The sequence below is a fragment of the Duganella sp. 1224 genome (genome assembly GCF_013408245.1).
Taxonomy (GTDB): domain Bacteria; phylum Pseudomonadota; class Gammaproteobacteria; order Burkholderiales; family Burkholderiaceae_D; genus Rugamonas.
The window spans coordinates 148,530-169,775 of sequence record NZ_JACBYS010000008.1; the positions used below are offsets into that span (position 1 = coordinate 148,530).

General features: G+C 64.8%; 17 protein-coding genes. 14 read left to right on the forward strand and 3 right to left on the reverse strand.

The genetic code is table 11. The annotated features are described in order from the left end of the window. Window positions 1-113 precede the first annotated feature (113 nt). The 8 genes from ald (at window position 114) to FHW58_RS27835 (ending at window position 11,109) form a co-directional block, all read left to right on the forward strand. Window positions 114-1,229: an alanine dehydrogenase gene (gene ald, locus FHW58_RS24660; protein ID WP_179675825.1), complete on the forward strand. Its 1,116-nt coding sequence runs from the start codon at window positions 114-116 to the stop codon at window positions 1,227-1,229. A gap of 22 nt (window positions 1,230-1,251) precedes the next feature. Continuing rightward, window positions 1,252-2,745, forward strand: coding sequence for a CoA-acylating methylmalonate-semialdehyde dehydrogenase (locus tag FHW58_RS24665; protein WP_179675826.1), 1,494 nt, complete (start codon window positions 1,252-1,254; stop codon window positions 2,743-2,745). Window positions 2,746-2,760: 15 nt separating this feature from the next. After that, entirely contained in the window at window positions 2,761-4,131 is a 1,371-nt protein-coding gene (locus tag FHW58_RS24670) for an NAD(P)-dependent oxidoreductase (protein ID WP_373996729.1), read from the forward strand. Next, window positions 4,131-5,420, forward strand: coding sequence for an NAD-dependent dihydropyrimidine dehydrogenase subunit PreA (preA, locus tag FHW58_RS24675; protein WP_179675828.1), 1,290 nt, complete (start codon window positions 4,131-4,133; stop codon window positions 5,418-5,420). The genes FHW58_RS24670 and preA overlap by 1 nt, the downstream gene beginning before the upstream one ends. A gap of 147 nt (window positions 5,421-5,567) precedes the next feature. Continuing rightward, entirely contained in the window at window positions 5,568-7,040 is a 1,473-nt protein-coding gene (locus FHW58_RS24680; protein ID WP_373996727.1) for an NCS1 family nucleobase:cation symporter-1, read from the forward strand. Between the two features lie 10 nt (window positions 7,041-7,050). Next, window positions 7,051-8,445 carry a dihydropyrimidinase gene (hydA, locus tag FHW58_RS24685; RefSeq protein ID WP_179675830.1) on the forward strand — a complete coding sequence of 465 codons (1,395 nt, stop codon included), beginning with the start codon at window positions 7,051-7,053 and terminating at the stop codon, window positions 8,443-8,445. 10 nt (window positions 8,446-8,455) lie between these two features. Continuing rightward, window positions 8,456-9,682 (forward strand): Zn-dependent hydrolase, encoded by a 1,227-nt coding sequence (locus tag FHW58_RS24690; RefSeq protein ID WP_179675831.1) that lies wholly within the window; start codon window positions 8,456-8,458, stop codon window positions 9,680-9,682. A gap of 32 nt (window positions 9,683-9,714) precedes the next feature. Further along, window positions 9,715-11,109, forward strand: coding sequence for a tetratricopeptide repeat protein (locus tag FHW58_RS27835; protein ID WP_179675832.1), 1,395 nt, complete (start codon window positions 9,715-9,717; stop codon window positions 11,107-11,109). Here FHW58_RS27835 and FHW58_RS24700 read toward each other — a convergent pair. Together FHW58_RS24700 and FHW58_RS24705 are read right to left on the reverse strand one after the other, a co-directional pair. Further along, window positions 11,097-12,845, reverse strand: coding sequence for an allantoate amidohydrolase (locus FHW58_RS24700; protein ID WP_179675887.1), 1,749 nt, complete (start codon window positions 12,843-12,845; stop codon window positions 11,097-11,099). The two genes, FHW58_RS27835 and FHW58_RS24700, sit on opposite strands and share 13 nt — an antisense overlap. Window positions 12,846-12,916: 71 nt before the next feature. Continuing rightward, window positions 12,917-13,855: a LysR substrate-binding domain-containing protein gene (locus FHW58_RS24705; RefSeq protein WP_179675833.1), complete on the reverse strand. Its 939-nt coding sequence runs from the start codon at window positions 13,853-13,855 to the stop codon at window positions 12,917-12,919. Window positions 13,856-13,972: 117 nt separating this feature from the next. Between FHW58_RS24705 and FHW58_RS24710 the strand changes: the two genes are divergently transcribed. The 3 genes from FHW58_RS24710 to FHW58_RS24720 are packed head-to-tail and all read left to right on the forward strand — an operon-like array spanning window position 13,973 to window position 16,881. Further along, window positions 13,973-15,181, forward strand: a complete 1,209-nt coding sequence (locus FHW58_RS24710; RefSeq protein ID WP_179675834.1) for a urate hydroxylase PuuD — start codon at window positions 13,973-13,975, stop codon at window positions 15,179-15,181. Between the two features lie 22 nt (window positions 15,182-15,203). Continuing rightward, window positions 15,204-16,430, forward strand: a complete 1,227-nt coding sequence (locus tag FHW58_RS24715) for an ArgE/DapE family deacylase (RefSeq protein WP_179675835.1) — start codon at window positions 15,204-15,206, stop codon at window positions 16,428-16,430. Window position 16,431: 1 nt separating this feature from the next. Further along, the gene (locus FHW58_RS24720) at window positions 16,432-16,881 is read left to right on the forward strand and encodes a thioesterase family protein (protein WP_179675836.1); all 450 of its coding nucleotides are present in this window, start codon (window positions 16,432-16,434) and stop codon (window positions 16,879-16,881) included. Here the strand turns inward: FHW58_RS24720 and FHW58_RS24725 are convergent. Further along, the gene (locus tag FHW58_RS24725) at window positions 16,878-17,612 is read right to left on the reverse strand and encodes a hypothetical protein (protein ID WP_179675837.1); all 735 of its coding nucleotides are present in this window, start codon (window positions 17,610-17,612) and stop codon (window positions 16,878-16,880) included. The two genes, FHW58_RS24720 and FHW58_RS24725, sit on opposite strands and share 4 nt — an antisense overlap. A gap of 91 nt (window positions 17,613-17,703) precedes the next feature. On the opposite strand from FHW58_RS24725, the gene FHW58_RS24730 reads away from it, so the two are divergent. From FHW58_RS24730 to FHW58_RS24740, 3 genes are read left to right on the forward strand one after another with little or no spacing between them, the layout of a single operon-like run. Beyond that, entirely contained in the window at window positions 17,704-18,972 is a 1,269-nt protein-coding gene (locus FHW58_RS24730; protein ID WP_179675838.1) for a paraquat-inducible protein A, read from the forward strand. Then, the gene (locus tag FHW58_RS24735) at window positions 18,965-20,587 is read left to right on the forward strand and encodes an intermembrane transport protein PqiB (RefSeq protein WP_179675839.1); all 1,623 of its coding nucleotides are present in this window, start codon (window positions 18,965-18,967) and stop codon (window positions 20,585-20,587) included. Before FHW58_RS24730 ends, FHW58_RS24735 begins: the two co-directional genes overlap by 8 nt. Beyond that, on the forward strand, window positions 20,584-21,180 hold the full coding sequence (locus FHW58_RS24740; RefSeq protein ID WP_229265484.1) for a membrane integrity-associated transporter subunit PqiC: 597 nt from the start codon (window positions 20,584-20,586) through the stop codon (window positions 21,178-21,180). Before FHW58_RS24735 ends, FHW58_RS24740 begins: the two co-directional genes overlap by 4 nt. Window positions 21,181-21,246: the final 66 nt, after the last annotated feature.

The window sequence follows — 21,246 nt, forward strand, 5'->3', positions numbered from 1 at the left end:
GCGGCCAACCCCCAACCGCTGGGGTCTGACCCCGTACGGGGTCAGACCCCTGTTCGCCGCAGTGCGGATTGGAACTGTGCCGCACACGAACGTAAAACCGAAAGGAGACAACCATGCTGGTCGGCGTCCCAAAAGAGATCAAGAACCAGGAGTCCCGCGTTGGCCTTACCCCGGCCAGTGTCAAGGAGCTCGTTTTGCGTGGTCATCAGGTACTGGTACAACAGAACGCCGGCGCCGCTATCGGCCTGACGGACGCGATGTATGAAGCATCCGGCGCCAGCATCGTCGACAGCGCGGAGGAGATCTTCCGCCGCGCCGAGATGATCGTCAAGGTGAAGGAACCGCAGCCGCAGGAATGCGCGATGCTGCGCGAGGGGCAGATCCTGTACACCTATCTGCACCTGGCGCCCGACCCCGAACAGACCAAGGCGCTGGTGGCGTCCGGCGCGGTATGCATCGCCTACGAAACCATCACCGGCGCCAATGGCGGCTTGCCGCTGCTGGCGCCGATGAGCGAAGTCGCGGGGCGCATGTCGATCCAGGCCGGCGCCGCGCACCTGGAAAAATCCAAAGGCGGCATGGGCCTGCTGCTGGGCGGCGTGCCGGGCGTGGCGCCGGGCCATATCGCCATCATCGGCGCCGGCGTGGTCGGCACCAATGCTCTGCAGATGGCGGTCGGCATCGGCGCGCGCGTCACCATCCTCGATAAAAACGTGGACCGCCTGCGCCAGTTGGATCTCGTGTACGGCAACCGTGTCGCCACCATGTACTCCAATGCGCATGCGATCGACGAAGCGGTGCTGGACGCGGACCTGGTCATCGGCGGCGTGCTGGTGCCGGGAGCGACGGCGCCCAAGCTGGTCACCAAGTCGATGATCTCGCGCATGAAGCAAGGCGCGGTGGTGGTGGACGTGGCGATCGACCAGGGTGGCTGCTTTGAAACGTCGCACGCTACCACGCACGAGCAACCGACGTACGTGGTGGATGGCGTGGTGCACTACTGCGTGGCCAATATGCCGGGCGCGGTGGCGCGCACCTCCACCTTCGCATTGAACAACGCAACGATAGGCCATGCGCTGGCGCTGGCCGACAAGGGCTGGCAGAAAGCGCTGAAAGCCAATCCGCATCTGAAGAATGGTTTGAATGTCTGCCAGGGCCATGTTACCTACGAAGCAGTGGCGCACGGTCTTGGTTATCAATACGTAGACGCGGACAGCCTGCTGGGTTAAGCCGCACATTTGAAAGAGCATCATGGATACCATCACCCATTACATCAACGGCGTCAGCGTCGACACGCAAAGCGGCCGCCATGCAGACGTGTTCAATCCCGCAGTGGGCGAACCGGTCGCCAGGGTGGCGCTGGGCACGGCGGAGGAAGTGGACGCCGCCGTGCGCGCTGCCGAGCAGGCGTTTCCGTCGTGGTCCGCCACGCCGCCGCTGACCCGGGCGCGCGTGCTGTTCAAGTACCTGCAACTGTGCCAGCAGCACACCGACGAATTCGCGGCCATGGTCACGCGCGAGCATGGCAAGACCTTCGCCGACGCCCAGGGCGAAGTCGCGCGCGGCATCGAGATGGTGGAGTTCGCGGTTGGCATTCCGCAGATGCTGAAGGGCGAGTTCACCGACCAGATTTCGCGCGGCATCGATGCCTGGTCGATGCGCCAGGCGCTCGGCGTGGTGGCCGGTATTACGCCGTTTAACTTCCCGGTGATGGTGCCGATGTGGATGTTCCCGATCGCGCTCGCTTGCGGGAATACCTTTGTGCTCAAGCCTTCCGAGCGCGATCCATCGGCGTCGCTGCTGCACGCACGCTTGCTGAAGGAGGCCGGACTGCCGGATGGCGTGTTCAACGTGGTGCAGGGCGACAAGGTGACGGTGGATGCGCTGCTTGATCATCCGGTGGTCCAGGCGGTGAGCTTTGTCGGCTCAACGCCGATTGCGGAATACATCTACTCGCGCGGCTGCGCGGCCGGCAAGCGGGTGCAGGCGCTGGGCGGAGCGAAGAACCACATGGTGGTGATGCCGGATGCGGACATGGACATGACGGTCGATGCGCTGATGGGCGCCGCCTTCGGCTCGGCCGGCGAACGCTGCATGGCGATCTCGGTGGTGGTCGCGGTTGGCGATGCGGGCGACAAGATCGTCGATGCACTGGCAAAGCGCACCGCCGCACTGAAAGTGCGCGATGGCATGGCGTCTGACGCCGAAATGGGGCCGGTGGTGACGTTGGCGGCCAAGCAGCGCATCGAGCGCCTGATTGGCGAAGGCGTGGAGCAGGGCGCCAAGCTGGTGGTGGATGGCCGCAATCACAAAGTGGTCGGCCGCGAGAACGGCTTCTTCATCGGCGGCACCTTGTTCGACCACGTCACGCCGGAGATGACGATCTACAAGGAAGAGATTTTCGGCCCGGTGCTGTGCATGCTGCGCGCGCCGGACGTGGGCAGCGCGGTGGAGCTGATCAACCGTAACGAGTACGGTAACGGCGTGGCGATCTACACGCGCGATGGCGGCGTGGCGCGCGAGTTCGTGCGGCAGATCCAGGTGGGCATGGTGGGCGTGAATGTGCCGCTGCCGGTGCCGATGGCGTTCAACAGTTTCGGTGGCTGGAAGCGCAGCCTGTTTGGCGATCATCATGCGTATGGTCCCGAGGGCGTGCGCTTCTACACGCGCCATAAAGCGGTGATGCAGCGCTGGCCCAACACCGCCAGCGCTGGCGCAGAATTTGCATTCCCACAGATGAAATAATTCGCCACCGAGGACATCATGATCGAATCGATTAGCTACCTGCCGACATCGAAGGAAGCCAATGAATCATTGGCCAAACACTTCACCGACCTGGCGCCGGCGCTCAACGCGCGCCAGGCCGCGATCGAGGCGTCGCGCTGCCTGTACTGCTACGACGCGCCCTGCACGCGCATCTGCCCGTCGGAGATCGATGTGGCCAGTTTTATCCGCAATATCCACGACGAGAACATCAACGGCGCCGCTGTCGGCATCCTCAGGCAAAACATCCTCGGCGGCAGTTGCTCGCGCGTCTGTCCGACCGAAATCCTGTGCGAAGACGCCTGCGTGCGCAATCACGATGCGGAAGGGCAGCCGGTCAAAATCGGCCTGCTGCAACGCTACGCCATCGATAACATGACGCTGGACGAGCACCCTTTCAAGCGAGGTCCTTCGACCGGCAAGAAGATTGCTGTCGTCGGCGCCGGGCCTGCGGGACTGTCGTGCGCGCACCGGCTGGCGATGCTGGGCAACGAGGTGGTGATCTACGAGGCGCGCGAGAAGTCCGGCGGCCTGAATGAATACGGCATCGCCAAGTACAAGCTGACCGATAACTTCGCGCAGAAGGAAGTCGACTTCCTGCTGAGGATCGGCGGCATCACCATCAAGCATGGGCAAAAGCTGGGCGTCAACCTGCAACTGCGCGAGTTGCACACCAACTACGATGCGGTGTTCCTCGGCCTTGGCCTGGGCGCCAGCAAGCAAATGGGCCTGACCGGCGAAGATGCCCCCGGACTGCTGGCGGCTGTCGACTACATCGCGGAACTGCGCCAGGCCGATGATCTGAGCAGGCTGCCGGTGCCGTCGCGTGCCATCGTCATCGGCGCCGGCAACACGGCCATCGATATGGCGGTGCAGATCCAGCGCCTGGGCGCGGACGAAGTCACGCTGGTGTATCGCCGTGGCTTCGAGGCGATGAGCGCGACGGAACATGAGCAGCACATCGCCAAGGAAAATCAGGTGCGCATGCGTACCTGGGCGCAGCCGCAGCAAGTGCTGCTGGACGACGCCGGCCGCGTGCGCGGCATGCGCTTCGAGAAAACCGCTGTGGTCAACGGCCGGCTGGCCGGCACCGGCGAAACGTTCGAGATTGCTGCGGACGCCATCTTCAAGGCCATTGGCCAGAGCATGGACGAAACCAGCATCAGCGATCCGCTGGCGAAAACGTTGAAGCGCGACGGCGACAAGATACACGTGGAGGCACATTTCCGCACCGTGCTGCCGCGCATTTACGCCGGCGGCGACTGCGTGGCGCCGGGGCAGGATCTGACGGTGCAGGCGGTCCAGCATGGCAAGCTGGCGGCGCACGCCATTCATCACGATATCAACGGTCTGAAGGAGGCTGCATAATGGCTGACCTGAGCATAGAATTCTGCGGCATCAAGTCCATCAATCCGTTCTGGCTGGCCTCCGCGCCGCCGACGGACAAGGCCTACAACGTGGTGCGCGCATTTGAAGCGGGATGGGGCGGCGTGGTATGGAAGACGCTCGGCGAGGATCCCGCCGCCGTCAACGTATCGTCGCGCTACTCGGCGCATTACGGCAAGAACCGCGAGGTACTGGGCTTTAACAACATCGAGCTGATTACCGATCGTTCGCTGGAGCTGAACCTGCAGGAAATCACGCAGGTGAAGAAGGACTGGCCGGACCGCGTGATCATCGTGTCGCTGATGCTGCCGTGCGAGGAGCGTCTGTGGGCCGACATCATGCCGAAGGTGGAAGCGACTGGCGCTGACGGTATCGAGCTGAATTTCGGCTGCCCGCATGGCATGCCTGAACGCGGCATGGGCGCCGCGGTCGGCCAGGTGCCGGAGTATGTGGAGATGGTCACGCGCTGGTGCAAGCAGAATACCAGGCTGCCGGTGATCGTCAAGCTGACGCCGAACATTACCGATGTGCGCGCGCCGGCGCGGGCGGCCAAGGCGGGTGGGGCGGATGCGGTATCGCTGATCAACACGATCAACTCGATCACGCATCTGGACCTCGATCAGATGGTGGCGTTTCCGATCGTCGGCGGCGCCAGTACGCATGGCGGTTACTGCGGCTCGGCGGTGAAGCCGATTGCCTTGAACATGGTGGCTGAAATCGCGCGCGATCCGCAGACGGCAGACCTGCCGATTTCCGGTATCGGCGGCATCGGCAACTGGCGCGACGCGGCCGAGTTCATCGCGCTGGGCGCGGGCTGTGTGCAGGTGTGCACGGCGGCGATGCTGCATGGCTTCCGCATCGTTGAAGAAATGAAGGATGGCTTGTCGCGCTGGATGGATCAGAAGGGCTACAAGAACATCGCCGAGTTCTCGGGCAAGGCGGTGCCGAACACCACCGACTGGAAATACCTCAACATGAATTACAAGGTGATCGCGCAGATCAACCAGGAGGATTGCATCAAGTGCGGCCGTTGTTACGTGGCGTGCGAGGATACGTCGCACCAGTCGATCAATCAGCTGATCGACGCGGCCACCGGGGCGCGCACGTATGAGGTGAACAAGGAGGAGTGCGTTGGGTGTAATCTGTGCGAGATCACCTGTCCGGTGCAGGGTTGCATCACGATGGTGCCGCAGGATACCGGCAAGCCGTACATGAACTGGACGCAGGACCCACGCAATCCCCGCGCTGAAAGGGTCGCGGAGACAGCGTGATTGAGCGCCAGCGCCAACCCCCGGCCAGATGGGGTCAGACCCCGTACGGGGTCTGACCCCGGTATGCCGCCGTGCGGGGTGAAAGCAAGCGTCAAGGTACGAAAATTGCAATGGTGGAGCAGACATCAACCCTTTGGAGAACGCCTCGTGAGCACTGAATCGCAACTCTGGAATGAAGACCTCGCGCCGACCACCGCCGCGCAGCGCACCTGGCGCTGGTATCACTTCTCGGCGCTGTGGGTGGGGATGGTGATGTGCATTCCGGCGTACACCCTGTCCGCCAGTTTGATCGAGGGCGGTATGTCGGGTTACCAGGCGGTGATGACGGTGTTCCTCGCCAATGCGATCGTGCTGTTGCCGATGCTGCTCATCGGCCACGCCGGCACCAAGTACGGCATTCCCTACGCGGTGCTGGCCCGCGCGTCGTTCGGCACCTCGGGCGCCAAGCTGCCGGCGCTGATGCGCGCCATCGTGGCCTGCGGCTGGTATGGCATCCAGACCTGGTTCGGCGGCCAGATGATCTACACGCTGCTGGGCGTGATGATGGGCGCCGACGTCGGCGGCGATAAGATCGCGGGCCTCGGCATCAACGCCGGCCAACTGCTTTGCTTCCTGGCCTTCTGGGCCATCCAGTTCTACTACATCGTGCACGGCATGGAGTCGATCCGCAAACTGGAGACCTATACCGCGCCGCTGAAGATCGCCATCTGCTTCGTGCTGCTTGGGTGGGTGCACAGCAAGGCCGGCGGCTTTGGCGACCTGCTGTCCGCGCCATCGCAGTTTGTGGAAGGTGGCAAGAAGGCCGGCCAGTTCTGGTCCGTGTTCTGGCCGTCGCTGACGGCGATGGTCGGCTTCTGGGCCACGCTGGCGCTGAACATTCCCGACTTTACCCGCTTCGCCAAAACGCAGCGCGACCAGATCATCGGCCAGACGGTCGGCCTGCCGGTGCCCATGGGTTTGCTGGCGGCGATGGCGGTCATCGTTACCTCGGCCACGGTGGTCTTGTACGGCAAGGCGATCTGGGACCCGGTGGACCTGTCCAGCCGCATGACCGGTGCGGCGGTGCTGGTGGCGCTGGTGATCCTGCTGATCGATACGGTGTCGGTCAACCTGGCGGCCAACCTGGTCGGCCCGGCCTATGACTTCTCGGCGCTGGCGCCGAAGAAGATCACCTACAAAACCGGTGGCTACATCACCGCCACCATCGCCATCCTGATGATGCCCTGGAAGATACTGGAGTCCTCGCATGGCTACATCTTCACCTGGCTGGTGGGCTACTCGGCGCTGCTGGGGCCTATCGCCGGTGTGCTGATCGTCGATTACTACCTGGTGCGCAAGACGCAGCTCGACGTGAGTGAGTTGTATCGCGAGGATGGCCAGTATTCGTATGGGAATGGCTGGAACACCGCTGCCGTGGCGGCGTTCCTCGTCGGCGTGGCGCCGAATATTCCGGGCTTCCTGGGCGAGGCTTTTCCGGCCGCCTTCCCGGGTGTGTCGCCCGCGTTCAAAACGCTTTATACCTATGCCTGGTTCGTGGGCCTGGCCATTTCGGCCGTGGTGTATGGACTGATGATGAAGGGGAAAACCGTGCCCGCCGTGCGCGCGCCGGCCCACCCGTAAGGAGACGCTTATGAAAACAATCATCCGTGGCGGCACTGTCGTCAACGCCGACCGAGCCTTCCGCGCCGATGTGCTGTGCGATGGCGACAAGATCATCGCCGTGGGCGAGAACCTGGAGGTATCCGCCGGCGCCAAGGTCATCGACGCCGGCGGCCAGTACGTGATGCCGGGCGGGATCGATCCGCACACACATATGAACCTGCCGTTCATGGGCACGGTGACGCAGGATGACTTCTACACCGGCACTGCGGCGGGTCTGGCCGGCGGCACCACCAGCATCATCGACTTCGTGATTCCGTCGCCGCAGCAGAACCTGATCGAGGCCTACCACCAGTGGCGCGAATGGGCGAAGAAGTCGGCCGGCGACTACACCTTCCACGTGGCGATCACGTGGTGGGATGAGACGGTGCACCGCGACATGGGCATACTGGTGCGCGACCATGGCGTCAACAGCTTCAAGCACTTCATGGCGTACAAGAACGCCATCATGGCGGACGACGAGACGCTGGTGAAAAGCTTCCGCCGCTGCCTGGAACTGGGCGCGATCCCGACCGTGCATGCGGAGAACGGGGAGCTGGTCTACCAGTTGCAGCAGGACTTGCTGAAGCGTGGCCTGACCGGGCCAAGTTCGCATCCCTTGTCGCGGCCGCCGGAAGTGGAAGCGGAAGCGGCCAACCGCGCGATCGCCATCGCCAATGTGATGAACACGCCGATTTACATCGTGCACGTGTCGTGCGCCGAGTCGCTGGAAGCCATCACCCGCGCCCGCGCGCACGGTCAGCGCGTGTACGGCGAGGCGTTGGCCGGCCACCTGGTGATCGACGACAGCGTGTATCAGAGCGATGACCTGGAGTTCGCGGCAGGCCACGTGATGAGCCCTCCGTTCCGTAGCAAGCATCACCAGGCGGCCTTGTGGCAGGGCCTGCGCGGCGGGAATCTGCACACCACCGCGACTGACCACTGCACCTTCTGCGCCGAGCAGAAGGCCATGGGCAAGGATGATTTCACGAAGATCCCGAATGGCTGCGGCGGCGTGGAAGACCGCATGTCAGTGGTGTGGGACGCGGGCGTCAACAGCGGCATGCTGACGCCGTCGGAGTTCGTCAGGATCACGTCCACCAACACGGCGCAGATTTTCAACATCTATCCGCGCAAGGGTGTGATTGCGCCGGGGGCGGATGCGGACGTGGTGGTGTGGGACCCGGAAGGTACGCGCACCATCTCGGCGCTGACGCAGTTTGCCAAGGGCGGCTTCAATGTGTTCGAGGGCCGCACTGTGCGCGGGATTCCAAGCACCACTCTGGCCGCCGGCAACGTCGTGTTCCATCGCGGCGTGCTGATGGCCGTTGAGGGCGCGGGCCGCTATATCAATCGTCCGGCGTTCAAGGCGACGTCGGCGCGTTAAGGAGCATGTCATGAAGATTAATGGTGATCGCCTGTGGGCGTCGTTGATGGAGCTGGCGAAAATAGGCGCGACAGAGAAGGGCGGCGTCAAACGCCTGGCGCTGACCGATCTCGATAAGCAGGGCCGCGACCTCGTGGTCAGCTGGGGCAAGCAGGCCGGGATGTCGATCACGGTGGACCAGATCGGCAATGTCTTCATGCGCCGCGACGGCACCAACAACGCGCTGCCGCCGGTGATGACCGGCAGCCATATCGACACCCAGCCCACCGGCGGCAAATTCGATGGCAACTACGGCGTGCTGGCCGGCCTGGAAGTAGTGCGCACGTTGAACGACTTGAAGATCAAGACCGAGGCGCCGATCGAAGTCGCGTTCTGGACCAACGAGGAAGGCTCGCGCTTTGTGCCGGTGATGATGGGCTCCGGCGTGTTCTGCGGCGCCTTCAGCCTGGAAACCGCGTACGCCGCGCGCGACGTGGAGGGCAAGTCGGTCGGCGAGGAGCTGGAGCGTATCGGCTACAAGGGCACGCAGGTGCCGGGCGACCATCCCATCGGCGCCTACTTCGAAACGCACATCGAGCAAGGACCGGTGCTGGAAGACGCCGACAAGGTGATCGGCGTGGTGCCGGCGGTGATGGGCCTGTCGTGGTACGACTGCGTGGTGACCGGCATGGAAGCGCACGCGGGGCCGACGCCCATGCATCTGCGTAAGGACGCGCTGCAGGTCGCCACGCGCATCATGCAGGAAGTGGTGGCCATCGCCAACCGCTACCCGCCGTATGGACGCGGCACGGTGGGCATGGTGCAGGTGTTCCCCAACAGCCGCAATGTGATTCCGGGCGAAGTCAAATTCAGCATCGACCTGCGCAACGTGAACGATGAGCTGCTGAACACCATGCACGAGGAGATGCTGGCCTTCATCGACAAGCAGCGCGGCGAGACGGGGCTGAAGATCGCCATCGAGCGCGTGTCCTATTATCCGCCATGTCCGTTCCATCCCGAGTGCGTGGATGCCGTCCGCAGCGCCACCGCGAAGCTCGGCTACTCGACCATGGACGTGGTATCCGGCGCCGGCCACGATGCCATCTATGCCGCTCGCCTGGCGCCGTCCGGCATGATCTTCGTGCCGTGCAAGGATGGCATCAGCCACAACGAAATCGAAGACGCCAAGGCCGAACACCTGGAAGCTGGCTGCAACGTCCTGCTGCACGCGATGCTGGAGCGCGCCCGCGTGGTTTGACCGGTGCGCGGCTGGCGTGCATACTCCAGCGCATGCACACCGATCCCCAACAAGCCTATCTTGATGCTAACCACCTTCTGGCCGCCGGCGATTATGCCGGCGCCGAGGCGTGCTATCTGCAAGCGCTGGCGCTGCAGCCGTGGCATGTGGCGGCGCGCGCCAATCTTGGGTACTTGAAGGAGCAGCAAGGCGCCACGGCGGAGGCGGAATTTCACTATCGGCAGGCGATCGCGCTGGTGCCGGACCACGCGCAACTGCATCAGAATCTGGGGGCGCTGCTGTTCAAGGAGAAGCGGCTGGCGGAGTCGGAGGCGTCCCTGCGGACGGCGGCGGAGTTGACGCCGGATGCGCCGACTGCCTGGAGCCAGTTGGGCGCGGTGCTGGTGTGCCTGCACCGCGAGCCGGAGGGCGAGGCTTGCTATCGCCAGGCGCTGGCGCTCGATCCGACGCATGCGCGCACGCGGTTCAATCTCAGTTATCTGCTGCTGCGCCAGGCGCGCTTTGAGGAGGGCTGGCGCATGCTGGACGCGCGCTGGCAGTTCGACCATTTTCCGCTGTCGTTCGATCGTCCTTTTTGGGACGGTGAGTCGCTGGAGGGCAAGTCCATTGTGCTCGGGCTGGAGGCTGGGCATGGCGACATGATCCATTTCTGCCGCTACGCGGGCATGCTGAAGCAGCGCGGCGCGGCGCGTGTGGACGTGGTGTGTCATCCGGGCTTGCAGCGCTTGCTGGAAACGCTGGACGGCGTGGACCGCGTACATGCCTTGGGCGAGGCGCTGCCGGGCGGTTGGGATTACTGGACGCGGCCTATGCGTCTGCCAGGATTGTTTGGCACGGAGATGGCGACCATTCCGTCGGCCACGCCGTATCTGCACGCGCAGCCGGCGTCGGTGGCGCGCTGGCGCGACGTGTTGCGCGGGGCGGGACTGGATTCAGGACTGCGCGTGGGACTGGTCTGGCGTGGCAACGCCAATTTTGAAAATGATGCGGATCGTTCGCTGCCATCGTTGCTGGCGCTGGCGCCGCTGGGCGAGGCTGTGGCGGCTAGCCCTCGCGCGGTGCATTTCGTCAGCCTGCAAAAGGGCGCAGGCGAGGCCGAGGCGCTGGCGCCGCCGGCCGGCATGCATGTGCATCCGCTGGCGTCGCGCCTCGACGACTTTGCCGAGACGGCGGCGCTGGTCGCCAATCTGGATCTGGTGATCAGTGTGGACACGGCGGTGGCGCATCTGGCCGGCGCGCTGGGCAAGCCTTGCTGGCTGCTGCTGCCGGATTATCGCTGCGACTGGCGCTGGATGGCGGAGCGCGAGGACACGCCGTGGTATCCGTCCATGCGCCTGTTCCGCCAGCCGCGCGGCGCTGGCTGGGCGCCGGTGATCGCGTCGGTGGCGGACGCGCTGGCAGGGCTGGCGGCCGGTCAGTCGCGGTAGCTGCGCAGGAAGTCGAGCAACACGCGGGCGGCGATGTCGGCGTCGTCGGCGGTCATGGTTTCCAGCGGGTTGTGGCTGATGCCGCCGTTGCCGCAGCGGGTGAACAGCATGGCGACGTCGGTGATCGCGGCCATGGCCATGGCGTCGTGGCCGGCGCCGGACAGCAGGTCGAAGCGCGGCAGGCCGGTACGTTCGATGGCGTCGCCAAACTGCTGCATCAGGCGCGGCGCGCAGGGCGCGGCGTTGGCCTCCAGCAGCGGCTGCAGCGTGAATTCAATCTGGCGGCGCGCGCAGATGGCGGCGATGCCGTCCATGACGTCCTTAACAGCGGCAACGCGCACGGCGTCGTCGGCGGCGCGGATGTCGAGCGACAGCTTGCAGGCGCCGGGGATGACGTTGACCGAGCCGTTCGGCACCTGCAACTGGCCCACCGTGCCGACCAGCGAGGGCGCCTGTGCGCAGCGCTGTTCGACCAGCAGCACGATTTCCGCGGCGGCTGCGGCGGCGTCCTTGCGCATGTTCATGGGCGTGGTGCCGGCGTGGCTGGCCAGTCCGCTCAGGTCGACCAGGTAGCGCGAGCTGCCGGCGATGGCGGTGACCACGCCCAGCGGCAGGCCGTGTTGCAGCAGCACCGGGCCCTGTTCGATATGGACTTCCACAAAGCCGAGCAGTTCGGCCGGGTCGCGGGCGATGGCCGGGATGCGCGCCACGTCATGGCCGGCGGCCAGCAGCGCGTCGCGCATGGTGATGCCGTCGGCGTCGGTCTGGTCCAGCAGCGACAGGTCGAAGCGGCCGGTGATGGCGGTGCTGCCGAGGAAGGTGCTCTTGAAACGCACGCCTTCTTCTTCGGCGAAGCCGATCACTTCAAGATGGAACGGCAGCTTTTCGCCGCGCTGGTGCAGGTGGCGAACGATGGCGATCGGCAGCAGGATGCCGAGGCGGCCGTCGTACTTGCCGCCGTTGCGCACGGTGTCGTAGTGCGATCCGGTGATCAGCGTTTTGGCGCCGGCGGCGTCCGAGCGGTAGACGCCCATCACGTTGCCAACGGCGTCGATGTGCGCTTCCATGCCCGCTTCGCGCATCCAGTCCAGCAACTGGGCGGCGGTGCGGCGGTGGGCGGGCGTCATGTAGGCACAGGTGAGGGCGCCGTCGTCATCGCTCCATGCGGCCAGGTCTTCGCTCCATTGCATGATGGCGGGGCCGAATTCCAATTGCACGGCTAGCAGGTCGTTGAGGCGGATTTCGGCGATGCGATGGATCTGGCGCAGGCATTCGGCAATTTCGTCGGCGCGCTGGTTTTTCAGGCGCCGCGCGAAGGTGGCGATGACGCTCTGGCGCGTCAGCCCTTGTCCGGTGGGGCCTTTCACGGCCAGGATGAAGGGGAAGCCGAATTTGGCGTTGTAGTCGGCGTTCAGCTGGTGCAGCGTGGCGAACTCCTCGGCGCTGCACAGGTGCAGGCCGGATTTGGCTTGTTCGCTGGTGGATTCGGCGGTCAGCTGGCCGGCCACGGCGGCCTTGCCGGCCAGCTCGGGGTGAGCGCGGATCAGGCCCAGTTGCTCATCCAGCGTGGCGGCGTTGACCACATCCTGCAAGGCCAGCTTGAGCGCGGTGACGCTGGCGAACGGACGGCGCGCGGCGGCGCGTTCCGGTATCCACGGCGAGTGTTCGTAAATGCCGCGCAGGCGGTCGACGAAGGTGGCGCTGTCGCAGCTGTTCAGGTCTGGGAGTGTGGTCATCATGGCTCCATCATAACGCGCCAGCGCCGCCGCGATATATGCGGTATGCGGTACGGTTTATATGACTGCGCTTACTTCTGCGTCAACGCCTTGGCGGCGGCGGCCACCTGTTCGCGCAGCCATTTGTGTTCCGGCGCCTGGTGCACGCGCTGGTGCCACAGCTGGTAAAAGCGCATGGCCGGAAACTGCACCGGCACGGTGTAGGTCTTGAGCGGCATCTGCTTTTCGTAGTGGCGCACGAACTGGCTGCCGGTGGTCAGCACCAGGTCGGTCTGCGCCAGCATGTTGGGGATCAGGCCAAAGTAGGCCGATTCCACCACCACGTTGCGCTGCAGGCCCTGGCGCTCCAGGTAGTCGTCGATGACGCCGAGGTAGCCGGGCAGGATGGGCGTGGGCGCCACGTGCGGCAGCGTGAGATAGTCGTCCAGCGACATCTTGTCGGCCGGCGTGCGCAGCGCGTACGGGCAGTCGGCGCGCATCACGCAGATGATCGGGTCCTCGAACAGCTTGGACATGTGCAGGTGCTCGGGCGGCTCGTCCCAGTTGGCGATCACCAGGTCCATGTCGCCGTCCGACAGCATGCGCACGTAGTCGACCCCGGCGCCCAGGCTGTGGATCTTGATGCGGCTGTTGGGCGAGCCGCGCCGCAGCAGCGCCACCAGGTTGGGCAGGAACTGGCTGTCCAGGTAGTCCGGCGCTGCCACGTGGAAGGTGCGCGCTTCCTCCTGTGGCATGAAAGGTGCCTTCCTCAGGAACAGGTTCTCGGTTTCGTCGAGGATGCGCTTTGCTGGTGCAAGCAGGCTTTCGCCGTGCTGGGTCGGCACCATGCCGCGCGCGCCGCGCACCAGAATGGGGTCGCCGGTCAGCTCGCGCAGCTTGCGCAGCGAGGCGGAGATCGAGGGCTGCGGCTGATTCAGTTTGAGGGCGACGCGGGAGACGTTTTTCTCCACCAGCAGCAGGTAGAGGATGCGGATCAGGTGGAGGTCCAGGTGTTGCGGCAAAGCGGACATGGGTTTGTTTCGTTTATACGGGAATGGATATGTTTAATATACTCTAATGTTCATGTAGCAGGAATCAAATCCGTTTATCTTCTGTAAATTAGCCACATTCTTAACCTCTCACACTACATGGAATATCTGATCCCTTATGGCCTCGAATGGGCGAACCTGCTGGTGCGCTGGCTGCACATCATCACCGGCATCGCGTGGATAGGCGCCTCGTTCTATTTTGTCTGGCTGGATAATTCGATCCGCCCGCCGGCGCCGGGCTCGGAGCTGGCGAAGAAGGGCGTGTCGGGCGAGTTGTGGGCGGTGCATGGCGGCGGTTTCTACAACCCGCAGAAGTACCTGGTGGCGCCGGCCGAGCTGCCCAAGGAGCTGCACTGGTTTAAGTGGGAGGCCTATTCGACCTGGCTGTCGGGCATCGCGTTGCTGACCATCGCCTACTACTTCAACGCGCAGGCGATGATGATCGATAAGTCGGTAGCGGATCTCTCCAGCTGGCAGGCGGTGGGCATCGGCATCGGCACGCTGGTGGTTGGCTGGACGGTGTATGACCTGCTGTGCCGCTCGCCGCTGGGCAAGCATGACCTGTGGTTCGGGGTGGTGATCTTCGCGCTGATCGTGGCGGCGGCCTATGGCCTGACGCATGTGCTGAGTGGCCGCGCGGCGTATATCCATGTGGGGGCGCTGATCGGCACCATTATGGTCGGCAATGTGCTGATGCTGATTATTCCGGGCCAGCGCAAGATGGTGGAGGCCATGTCCGCCGGCCGCATGCCGGATCCGGTGCACGGACAGAAGGCCAAGCAGCGCAGCGTGCACAATAACTACTTCACGCTGCCGGTGCTGTTCATCATGATCAGCAACCATTATGCGATGACGTACCGGAACGAGCGCGCGTGGCTGGTGCTGGCGTTCATCATGGCGGCGGGCGTGTTCATTCGCCACTTCTTCAACCTGCGGCACAAGGGCCGCGTGGAATGGCGTTATCCGGCCATCGGCGTGGCGCTGCTGGCGTGCGTGGCGGTGGCGATCGCGCCATCCAGGCCGGCAGCGGTGGCGCCAGCGGCTGATCCGGCGGCGGCGTTTGCGGGTGTGCAGGCGGTGATTGCGCAGCGTTGCGTGTCCTGCCATTCAGCGCATCCCACGCAGCCCGGCTTTGCGGCGGCGCCGCTGGGCGTGGCGTTCGATAACGCGGCCGAGATTCACCAGAACGCCGAGAAGATCTACAAGCAGGTGGTGCAGACCAAGGCCATGCCGCTGGCTAACCTGACCAATATGACGGAGGCGGAGCGGGCGCAGATCGCGGCCTGGTACGCGTCCGGCGCAAAATGACGCATCAAGCAAGGATCAAAGAATGAGCAAGCAAAAACTGGCCGAGTGGATCGACGCGCACTTTGACGAGGAGGTGGGCGTGCTGCAGCAGTTGCTGCGTGTACCGACCGATACGCCGCCGGGCAACAACGCGCCGCACGCGGAGGTGGTGGCGGATCTGGTCAAGGCCTATGGCTGGACGGCCGAGAAGCACGCGGTGCCGGCGCAGACGGTGCGCGACTACGGCATGGAGAGCATCACCAACCTGATTATCCGCCGTCCCTATGCGGCGGGCGGGCCGACGCTGGCGCTGAACGCGCACGGCGACGTGGTGCCGCCGGGCGACAACTGGACCTATCCGCCATATGGCGGCGTGGTGGAAAATGGCTATATCTACGGGCGCGCGGCGGCGGTGTCGAAGTCGGACTTTGCGACCTACATCTTTGCCGTCCGCGCGCTGGAGGCGCTGGGCGTGCCGCTGAAGGGGGCGCTGGAACTGCACTTCACGTACGACGAGGAGTTCGGCGGCTTGCTGGGGCCGGGCTGGCTGCTGGAGCAGAAGCTGACCAAGCCGGATTTTGTCATCGCGGCGGGCTTCAGCTACAACATCGTCACCGCGCACAACGCCTGCCTGCAGCTGGAGGTTACGGTGCACGGCAAGTCCGGCCACGGCGCCATGCCGGAAACCGGGCACGACGCCCTGCAGGCGGCCACGCGCATCCTGAACGCGATCTACGATCAGCTGCCGGAGCTGAAGAAGATCAAGTCGAAAGTGGCCGGCATCGATTCGCCGACCATGCTGGTGGGCCGCATCGACGGCGGCACCAACACCAACGTGGTGCCGGGCAAGGTGGTGCTGAAGATGGACCGCCGCATGATTCCGGAAGAGGACCCGGTGGCGGTGGAAGCGCAGGTGCGCGCGCTGATCGAGAACGCGGTGCGGGGCGTGCCTGGCATCACGCTGGAGATCCGGCGCCTGCTGCTGTCGCACGCGCTGCGCGAGCGTCCGGGGACGGAGAAGCTGGTGGCCAGCCTCCAGAAAAATGCCGAAACGTTCATCGGCGAGAAGATTCCGGCGCAGGGCACGCCGCTGTACGCGGATGCGCGCCTGTACGGCGAACATGGCATTCCGGCCGTGCTGTATGGCGCCGGGCCGCGCACGGTGCCGGAGTCCAACGCCAAGAAGGCGGACGAGCGTCTCAACCTGGAAGACCTGCGCAAGGCAACCAAGGTGGTAGCATGCACCTTATTTGACTTCCTCGGAGCGTAAGATGTTTTCCAAACAGCTGATGGCGGCGTGGGGCGATATGGACTTCAACAGCCATATGCGCAACACGGCTTTTCTCGACAAGGCGGGCGATGTGCGGATGCTGTTCCTGTCGGAGCACGGCTTCCCGATGCGCGAGTTCATGCGGCTGAATATCGGGCCGGTGGTGATGAAGGACGAGATTGCGTACTTCAAGGAAGTGCTGCTGCTGGAAGAGATCACCGTCACGCTGGGCCTTGCCGGTCTGTCGGAGGATGGCAGCCGCTGGATACTGCGCTCGGACATCATCCGCCCGGACGGCAAGCTGGCGGCGCGCGTCAGCAGCACCGGCGGCTGGCTCGATCTGGAGGCGCGCAAGCTGATCGCGCCGCCGCCGGCGCTGATGGCGACCTGGCAGGCGCTGGTCAAGACCGACGATTACCAGGATCTGCCGTCCAGCCTCAAACCAGCCTAGCGCTCTTTGCCGCCGAAGTACCGGCGGTGCAGCGCGGTCTTGACGCCCTGCGCCTGCAGGCGCCTGGCGGCGGCGTTAAGGTTGGCGGCCAGCGCCCGCTGGTCGGCGCCGAGATAGATATACAGTCCCATTTCGTCCAGCGGCTTGCCGGTGCGGCCTTGCGACAGCATGGCGCGCGAGGCGGCACTCAGGCTGCCATCGTCGTAGACACACACGTGGTCGCGCCGTTTGATCACCATATCCAGGCAGGCCGGCACGTTTTGCACGTCGTGCGGCCGCACGCGCGGGCGCAGGCTTTCCAGCGTGGTCTGGTAGATGTAGATGCCGCGCTTGTAGCTGACGGTGCGTTCGGCCGCCGCCAGCTGCGCCCAGCTGTCGATGGGCGGCTGGCCGGGCGGCGTGAACGCATATGTGCGTGACAGCACAAACGGCTCATCCAGGCGCAGGTACTGTGGATGCTTGAGGCCATATTCCTTGACCCGACCCATTTCGCCGGCGATGCTGCCATCGGCCAGCATCGCCTCGCTGCGCCGTCCTGGCAGGCTTTGCAGCTCGCAGCGCTGGCGCACCTCGGCGCACAGCCGGTGCAGGTAATCGCTGGCGTAGTGGAAGATGACCGAGTCGGTTTCGTGCGTGGTGCCGAAAATGAGCGTGTCCGGGCCTTGCGCATGCGCGCTGGCGGCAACGGCGGCGCAGGCGGCGGCCGCGATGGCAAGGCGGTAGCGAGGCATGGGGAGTCCGCTATTAATGGGAATGGCAAGCTATGATAGCTGATCCGGCTTTGCCGTATGATATGGGCATGATTGACTGAACAGCCATCCTGTGCATCGATACGATTTAATCAGTTGCCATGATTGCGGCGTGCTGCACGTGCGCCGCCCGGTGCGCCCGAGCGAGAAGGCGCGCTGCGTGCGTTGCCGCTCGGTCCTGTATCGCGGCATCCATTCGGACGCCAGCCGCATGGCGGCGATCACCATGGGCGCGGTGGTCACGTTCCTGATCGCGCAGTTCTTCCCCATCGTTCAGCTGGATATCGGCGGCTACAGCACCAGCGCCACGCTGCTGGGCGCCATCCGCGTGCTGTGGACCGAGCAGATGGAACTGGTGGCGACGGTGGTGTTCCTGTTTACGATGGCGCTGCCGGCGGTGGAGCTGGGCGCCTTGCTGTACGTGACGATGTCGCTGCGCGAGGGACGGCGGCCGGCGGGTTTCGACCATCTGCTGCGGGCGGTGGGCGTGGCGCGGCGCTGGGGCATGACCGAGGTGCTGATGATCGGCATCCTGATCACCATCGTCAAGATGACCAGCCTGGCGGAGGTGGTGGTGCAGCCAGGCCTGTTCGCGTTTGGCGCGCTGACGCTGATGCTGGCGATCGTGGTGTCCTTCGATCCGAAGATTTTGTGGCATATCGGCGAGCATCTTCCGGGGCCAGGGCGCGTGGCGCAGAAGACCTTCCGCTACGCGGCGCTGACCAAGGGCGCGCCGCTGCTGGCCTGCCACGCCTGCGGGCTGGTGGAGTCGCTGAAGTACACGGTGCGGCACCAGTACTGCGCGCGTTGCGGCGCGCGCCTGCATCGCCGCCATCCGGACAGCGTGGGCCGCACCTGGGCGTTTCTGCTGGCCGCGGCCATCCTGTACATCCCGGCCAACCTGCTGCCGGTGATGTACACGCATTCGCTGTTCGGCAAGGAAGACGACACCATCATCAGCGGCGTGGTGTACTTCTGGACCAGCGGCTCGCCGGCGCTGGCGGCCATCATTTTCATCGCCAGCATCGTGGTGCCGGTGCTGAAGCTGGCGGCGCTGGCGCTGCTGGCGTGGACGGCGCAGCGGCGTTCGCGCTGGCAGCCGATGCAGCGCACGATGTTGTATCGCATCGTGGAGTTTGTGGGGCGCTGGTCGATGCTGGATATTTTCGTCATCACACTGACGGTGGCGCTGGTGCGCTTCCAGTCGCTGGCGGTGATCACGGCCGGTCCCGGCGCGCTGGCGTTTTGCGCGGTGGTGGTGCTGACCATGATCGCGTCCATGCAGTTCGATCCCCGGCTGATCTGGGATCCTATCGATACACACGGAGAGAAGCATGTCTGAAAACGAGAACGGCCAGCCGCCGTTGCCCGAACCGGAACTGGAGAAGCCCAGCCGCTGGCTGCCGTCGCTGGTGTGGCTGATTCCCCTGCTGGCGGCGCTGATCGGCCTGACGCTGGTGGTGCGCACGGTGCTGGAGCAGGGGCCGACGGTGACGGTCAGCTTCCGCAGCGCCGATGGGCTGGAGCCGGGCAAGACCAAGGTCAAATACAAGGACGTGGACATCGGCCTGGTGAAGACCATCACGCTGGCGCCTGATTTGACCAAGGTGCTGGTCAGGATAGACATGAGCAAGGAGGCCAAGCGTTTCACCGCCACGGATACGCGCTTCTGGGTGGTCAAGCCGCGCATCGGCGCCAGCGGCGTGTCGGGGCTGAATACGCTGTTGTCCGGTTCCTATATCGGCGTGGACGCGGGCAAGTCGGAGGAAACCACCCATGAATTTACCGGATTGGAGAAGCCGCCGCAGGTGACGCGCGATGAGAAGGGCACCTCGTATCTGCTGCACGGCGAGTCGCTGGGTTCCGTCGATGTGGGCTCGCCGATCTTCTACCGTCGCATCCAGGTGGGGCAGGTGACCGGCTTTGATCTGGACGAGAAGGGGCGCGGGGTCAAGGTGTCGGTGTTCGTCGCCGCGCCTTACGACCAGTATGTGGGCAAGAACACGCGCTGGTGGCATGCCAGCGGCGTGGATGTGCGGCTGGATTCGTCGGGCTTCAAGGTCAACACACAGTCGGTGGCCGCGTTGCTGGTGGGCGGTATCGCCTTTGAGTCGGTGAGCGGGCAGAAGCCGTCCGCGCCGGCGGCGGGCGGCAGCGAGTTTGCGCTGGCCGCCGACCAGGCCAGCGCGCTGCGCGAACCGGATGGCGTGGCGGTGACCACGGTGCTGTATTTCGATCAGTCGCTGCGCGGCCTGTCGGCCGGCGCGCCGGTGGACTTCCGCGGCATCGTGCTGGGCGAGGTACGCTCGGTGGGCGTGGAGTTCGATCCGGTGAAGAAGAACTTCCGCATGCCGGTGACGGTGGACATGTATCCGGCGCGGCTGGGTCGCAATTTCGCCCAGACCATCGGCAACAACGAGGACCGTTCGGTCGGCACGCAGGTGCTGGAGCGGATGGTGGGACGCGGCCTGCGCGGCCAGCTGCGCACCGGGAATCTGCTGACCGGGCAGTTGTACGTGGCGCTGGATTTCTTCCCGAATGCGCCGCCGGCCAAAATCGACGGCTCGCAGGAAGTGGTGGAGCTGCCGACCGTGCCTAACAGCCTGGATGAATTGCAGACGCAGATCTCCAGCATCGCGCGCAAGCTGGACAAGGTGCCGTTCGAGGATATCGGCAAGAACCTGCGCGACACGCTGAAGAGCGCCGACGTGCTGATGAAGCGCCTGGATTCGCAGGTGGTGCCGGAGCTGAAGGATACGCTGGCGGCGGCGCGCAAGACCTTCCACGAGGCCGACGAACTGCTGAAAAAGGATTCGCCGGCGCAGTCGGACCTGCGGCAAGCCTTGCAGCAGGTGACGCAAACGATGCAGTCGCTGGACGCGCTGGCCGATTATCTGGAGCGCCATCCGGAAGCGCTGATACGCGGTAAGGTCGATAAAAAAGGAGATCCGAAATGATGCGTGCATTTGGCCTGTCGTTGGCCGCGGTGTTGGCGTTGGGCGGCTGCGCGAGTTCGCCGCCCGAGCATTTCTATAGCTTGAGCAATGGCCTCGGCGTGGCGCCGGCGCCGGCGGCACGGGCGGGCTACTTCATCGAGATGCAGGCGGTGACGGTGCCGAAAGACGTGGCGCGTAACCAGCTGGTGGTGACCACCGGCGCCGGGCGCATGGACTTGCTGGAGCAGGAGCGCTGGTCGTCGCCGCCGGCCGCGGAGATCGGGCAGGCGCTGTCGCTGGCGGTGTCGGGCGAGCTGGGAACGATCGACGTCTTCCGCACGCCGGTGCCGGAAAAGGCGCCGGTGTACCGCATCAGCACCAATGTGCAGCGCTTCGAATCGGCGCCGGGGCAGTATGCGCTGATCGACGCCGTGTGGAGCGTGCGGCAGGTGGGCAGCGAGCAGGTGCTGACTTGCCGCAGCGTGGCGCAGGAGACGGTGGGCGCGGGCTACGACGCGCTGGTGGCCGGCCACCGCCGCGCCGTCGCCCGCATCGGCGCCGACATCGCCAAAGCCGTGCGCTCACTCGCTGCCGGCACTCTGCCTGCTTGCTGACTTGGCGGGGAGAGTGAGGGCTTGTGTGAAACTGCGTAAGCTTCAGCTAACGGGCAGCCTCTGACA

What these genes read in the sequence shown, in the direction of transcription:
- FHW58_RS24715 (WP_179675835.1), top strand. Translation starts at nt 15,204, where the DNA reads ATGAGCAAGCAAAAACTGGCCGAGTGGATCGACGCGCACTTTGACGAG.
- FHW58_RS24665 (WP_179675826.1), top strand. Translation starts at nt 1,252, where the DNA reads ATGGATACCATCACCCATTACATCAACGGCGTCAGCGTCGACACGCAA.
- FHW58_RS24735 (WP_179675839.1), top strand. Translation starts at nt 18,965, where the DNA reads ATGTCTGAAAACGAGAACGGCCAGCCGCCGTTGCCCGAACCGGAACTG.
- FHW58_RS24725 (WP_179675837.1), bottom strand. Translation starts at nt 17,612, where the DNA reads ATGCCTCGCTACCGCCTTGCCATCGCGGCCGCCGCCTGCGCCGCCGTT.
- FHW58_RS24710 (WP_179675834.1), top strand. Translation starts at nt 13,973, where the DNA reads ATGGAATATCTGATCCCTTATGGCCTCGAATGGGCGAACCTGCTGGTG.
- preA (WP_179675828.1), top strand. Translation starts at nt 4,131, where the DNA reads ATGGCTGACCTGAGCATAGAATTCTGCGGCATCAAGTCCATCAATCCG.
- FHW58_RS24690 (WP_179675831.1), top strand. Translation starts at nt 8,456, where the DNA reads ATGAAGATTAATGGTGATCGCCTGTGGGCGTCGTTGATGGAGCTGGCG.
- FHW58_RS24705 (WP_179675833.1), bottom strand. Translation starts at nt 13,855, where the DNA reads ATGTCCGCTTTGCCGCAACACCTGGACCTCCACCTGATCCGCATCCTC.
- FHW58_RS24720 (WP_179675836.1), top strand. Translation starts at nt 16,432, where the DNA reads ATGTTTTCCAAACAGCTGATGGCGGCGTGGGGCGATATGGACTTCAAC.
- FHW58_RS24700 (WP_179675887.1), bottom strand. Translation starts at nt 12,845, where the DNA reads ATGACCACACTCCCAGACCTGAACAGCTGCGACAGCGCCACCTTCGTC.
- hydA (WP_179675830.1), top strand. Translation starts at nt 7,051, where the DNA reads ATGAAAACAATCATCCGTGGCGGCACTGTCGTCAACGCCGACCGAGCC.
- FHW58_RS24740 (WP_229265484.1), top strand. Translation starts at nt 20,584, where the DNA reads ATGATGCGTGCATTTGGCCTGTCGTTGGCCGCGGTGTTGGCGTTGGGC.
- FHW58_RS27835 (WP_179675832.1), top strand. Translation starts at nt 9,715, where the DNA reads ATGCACACCGATCCCCAACAAGCCTATCTTGATGCTAACCACCTTCTG.
- ald (WP_179675825.1), top strand. Translation starts at nt 114, where the DNA reads ATGCTGGTCGGCGTCCCAAAAGAGATCAAGAACCAGGAGTCCCGCGTT.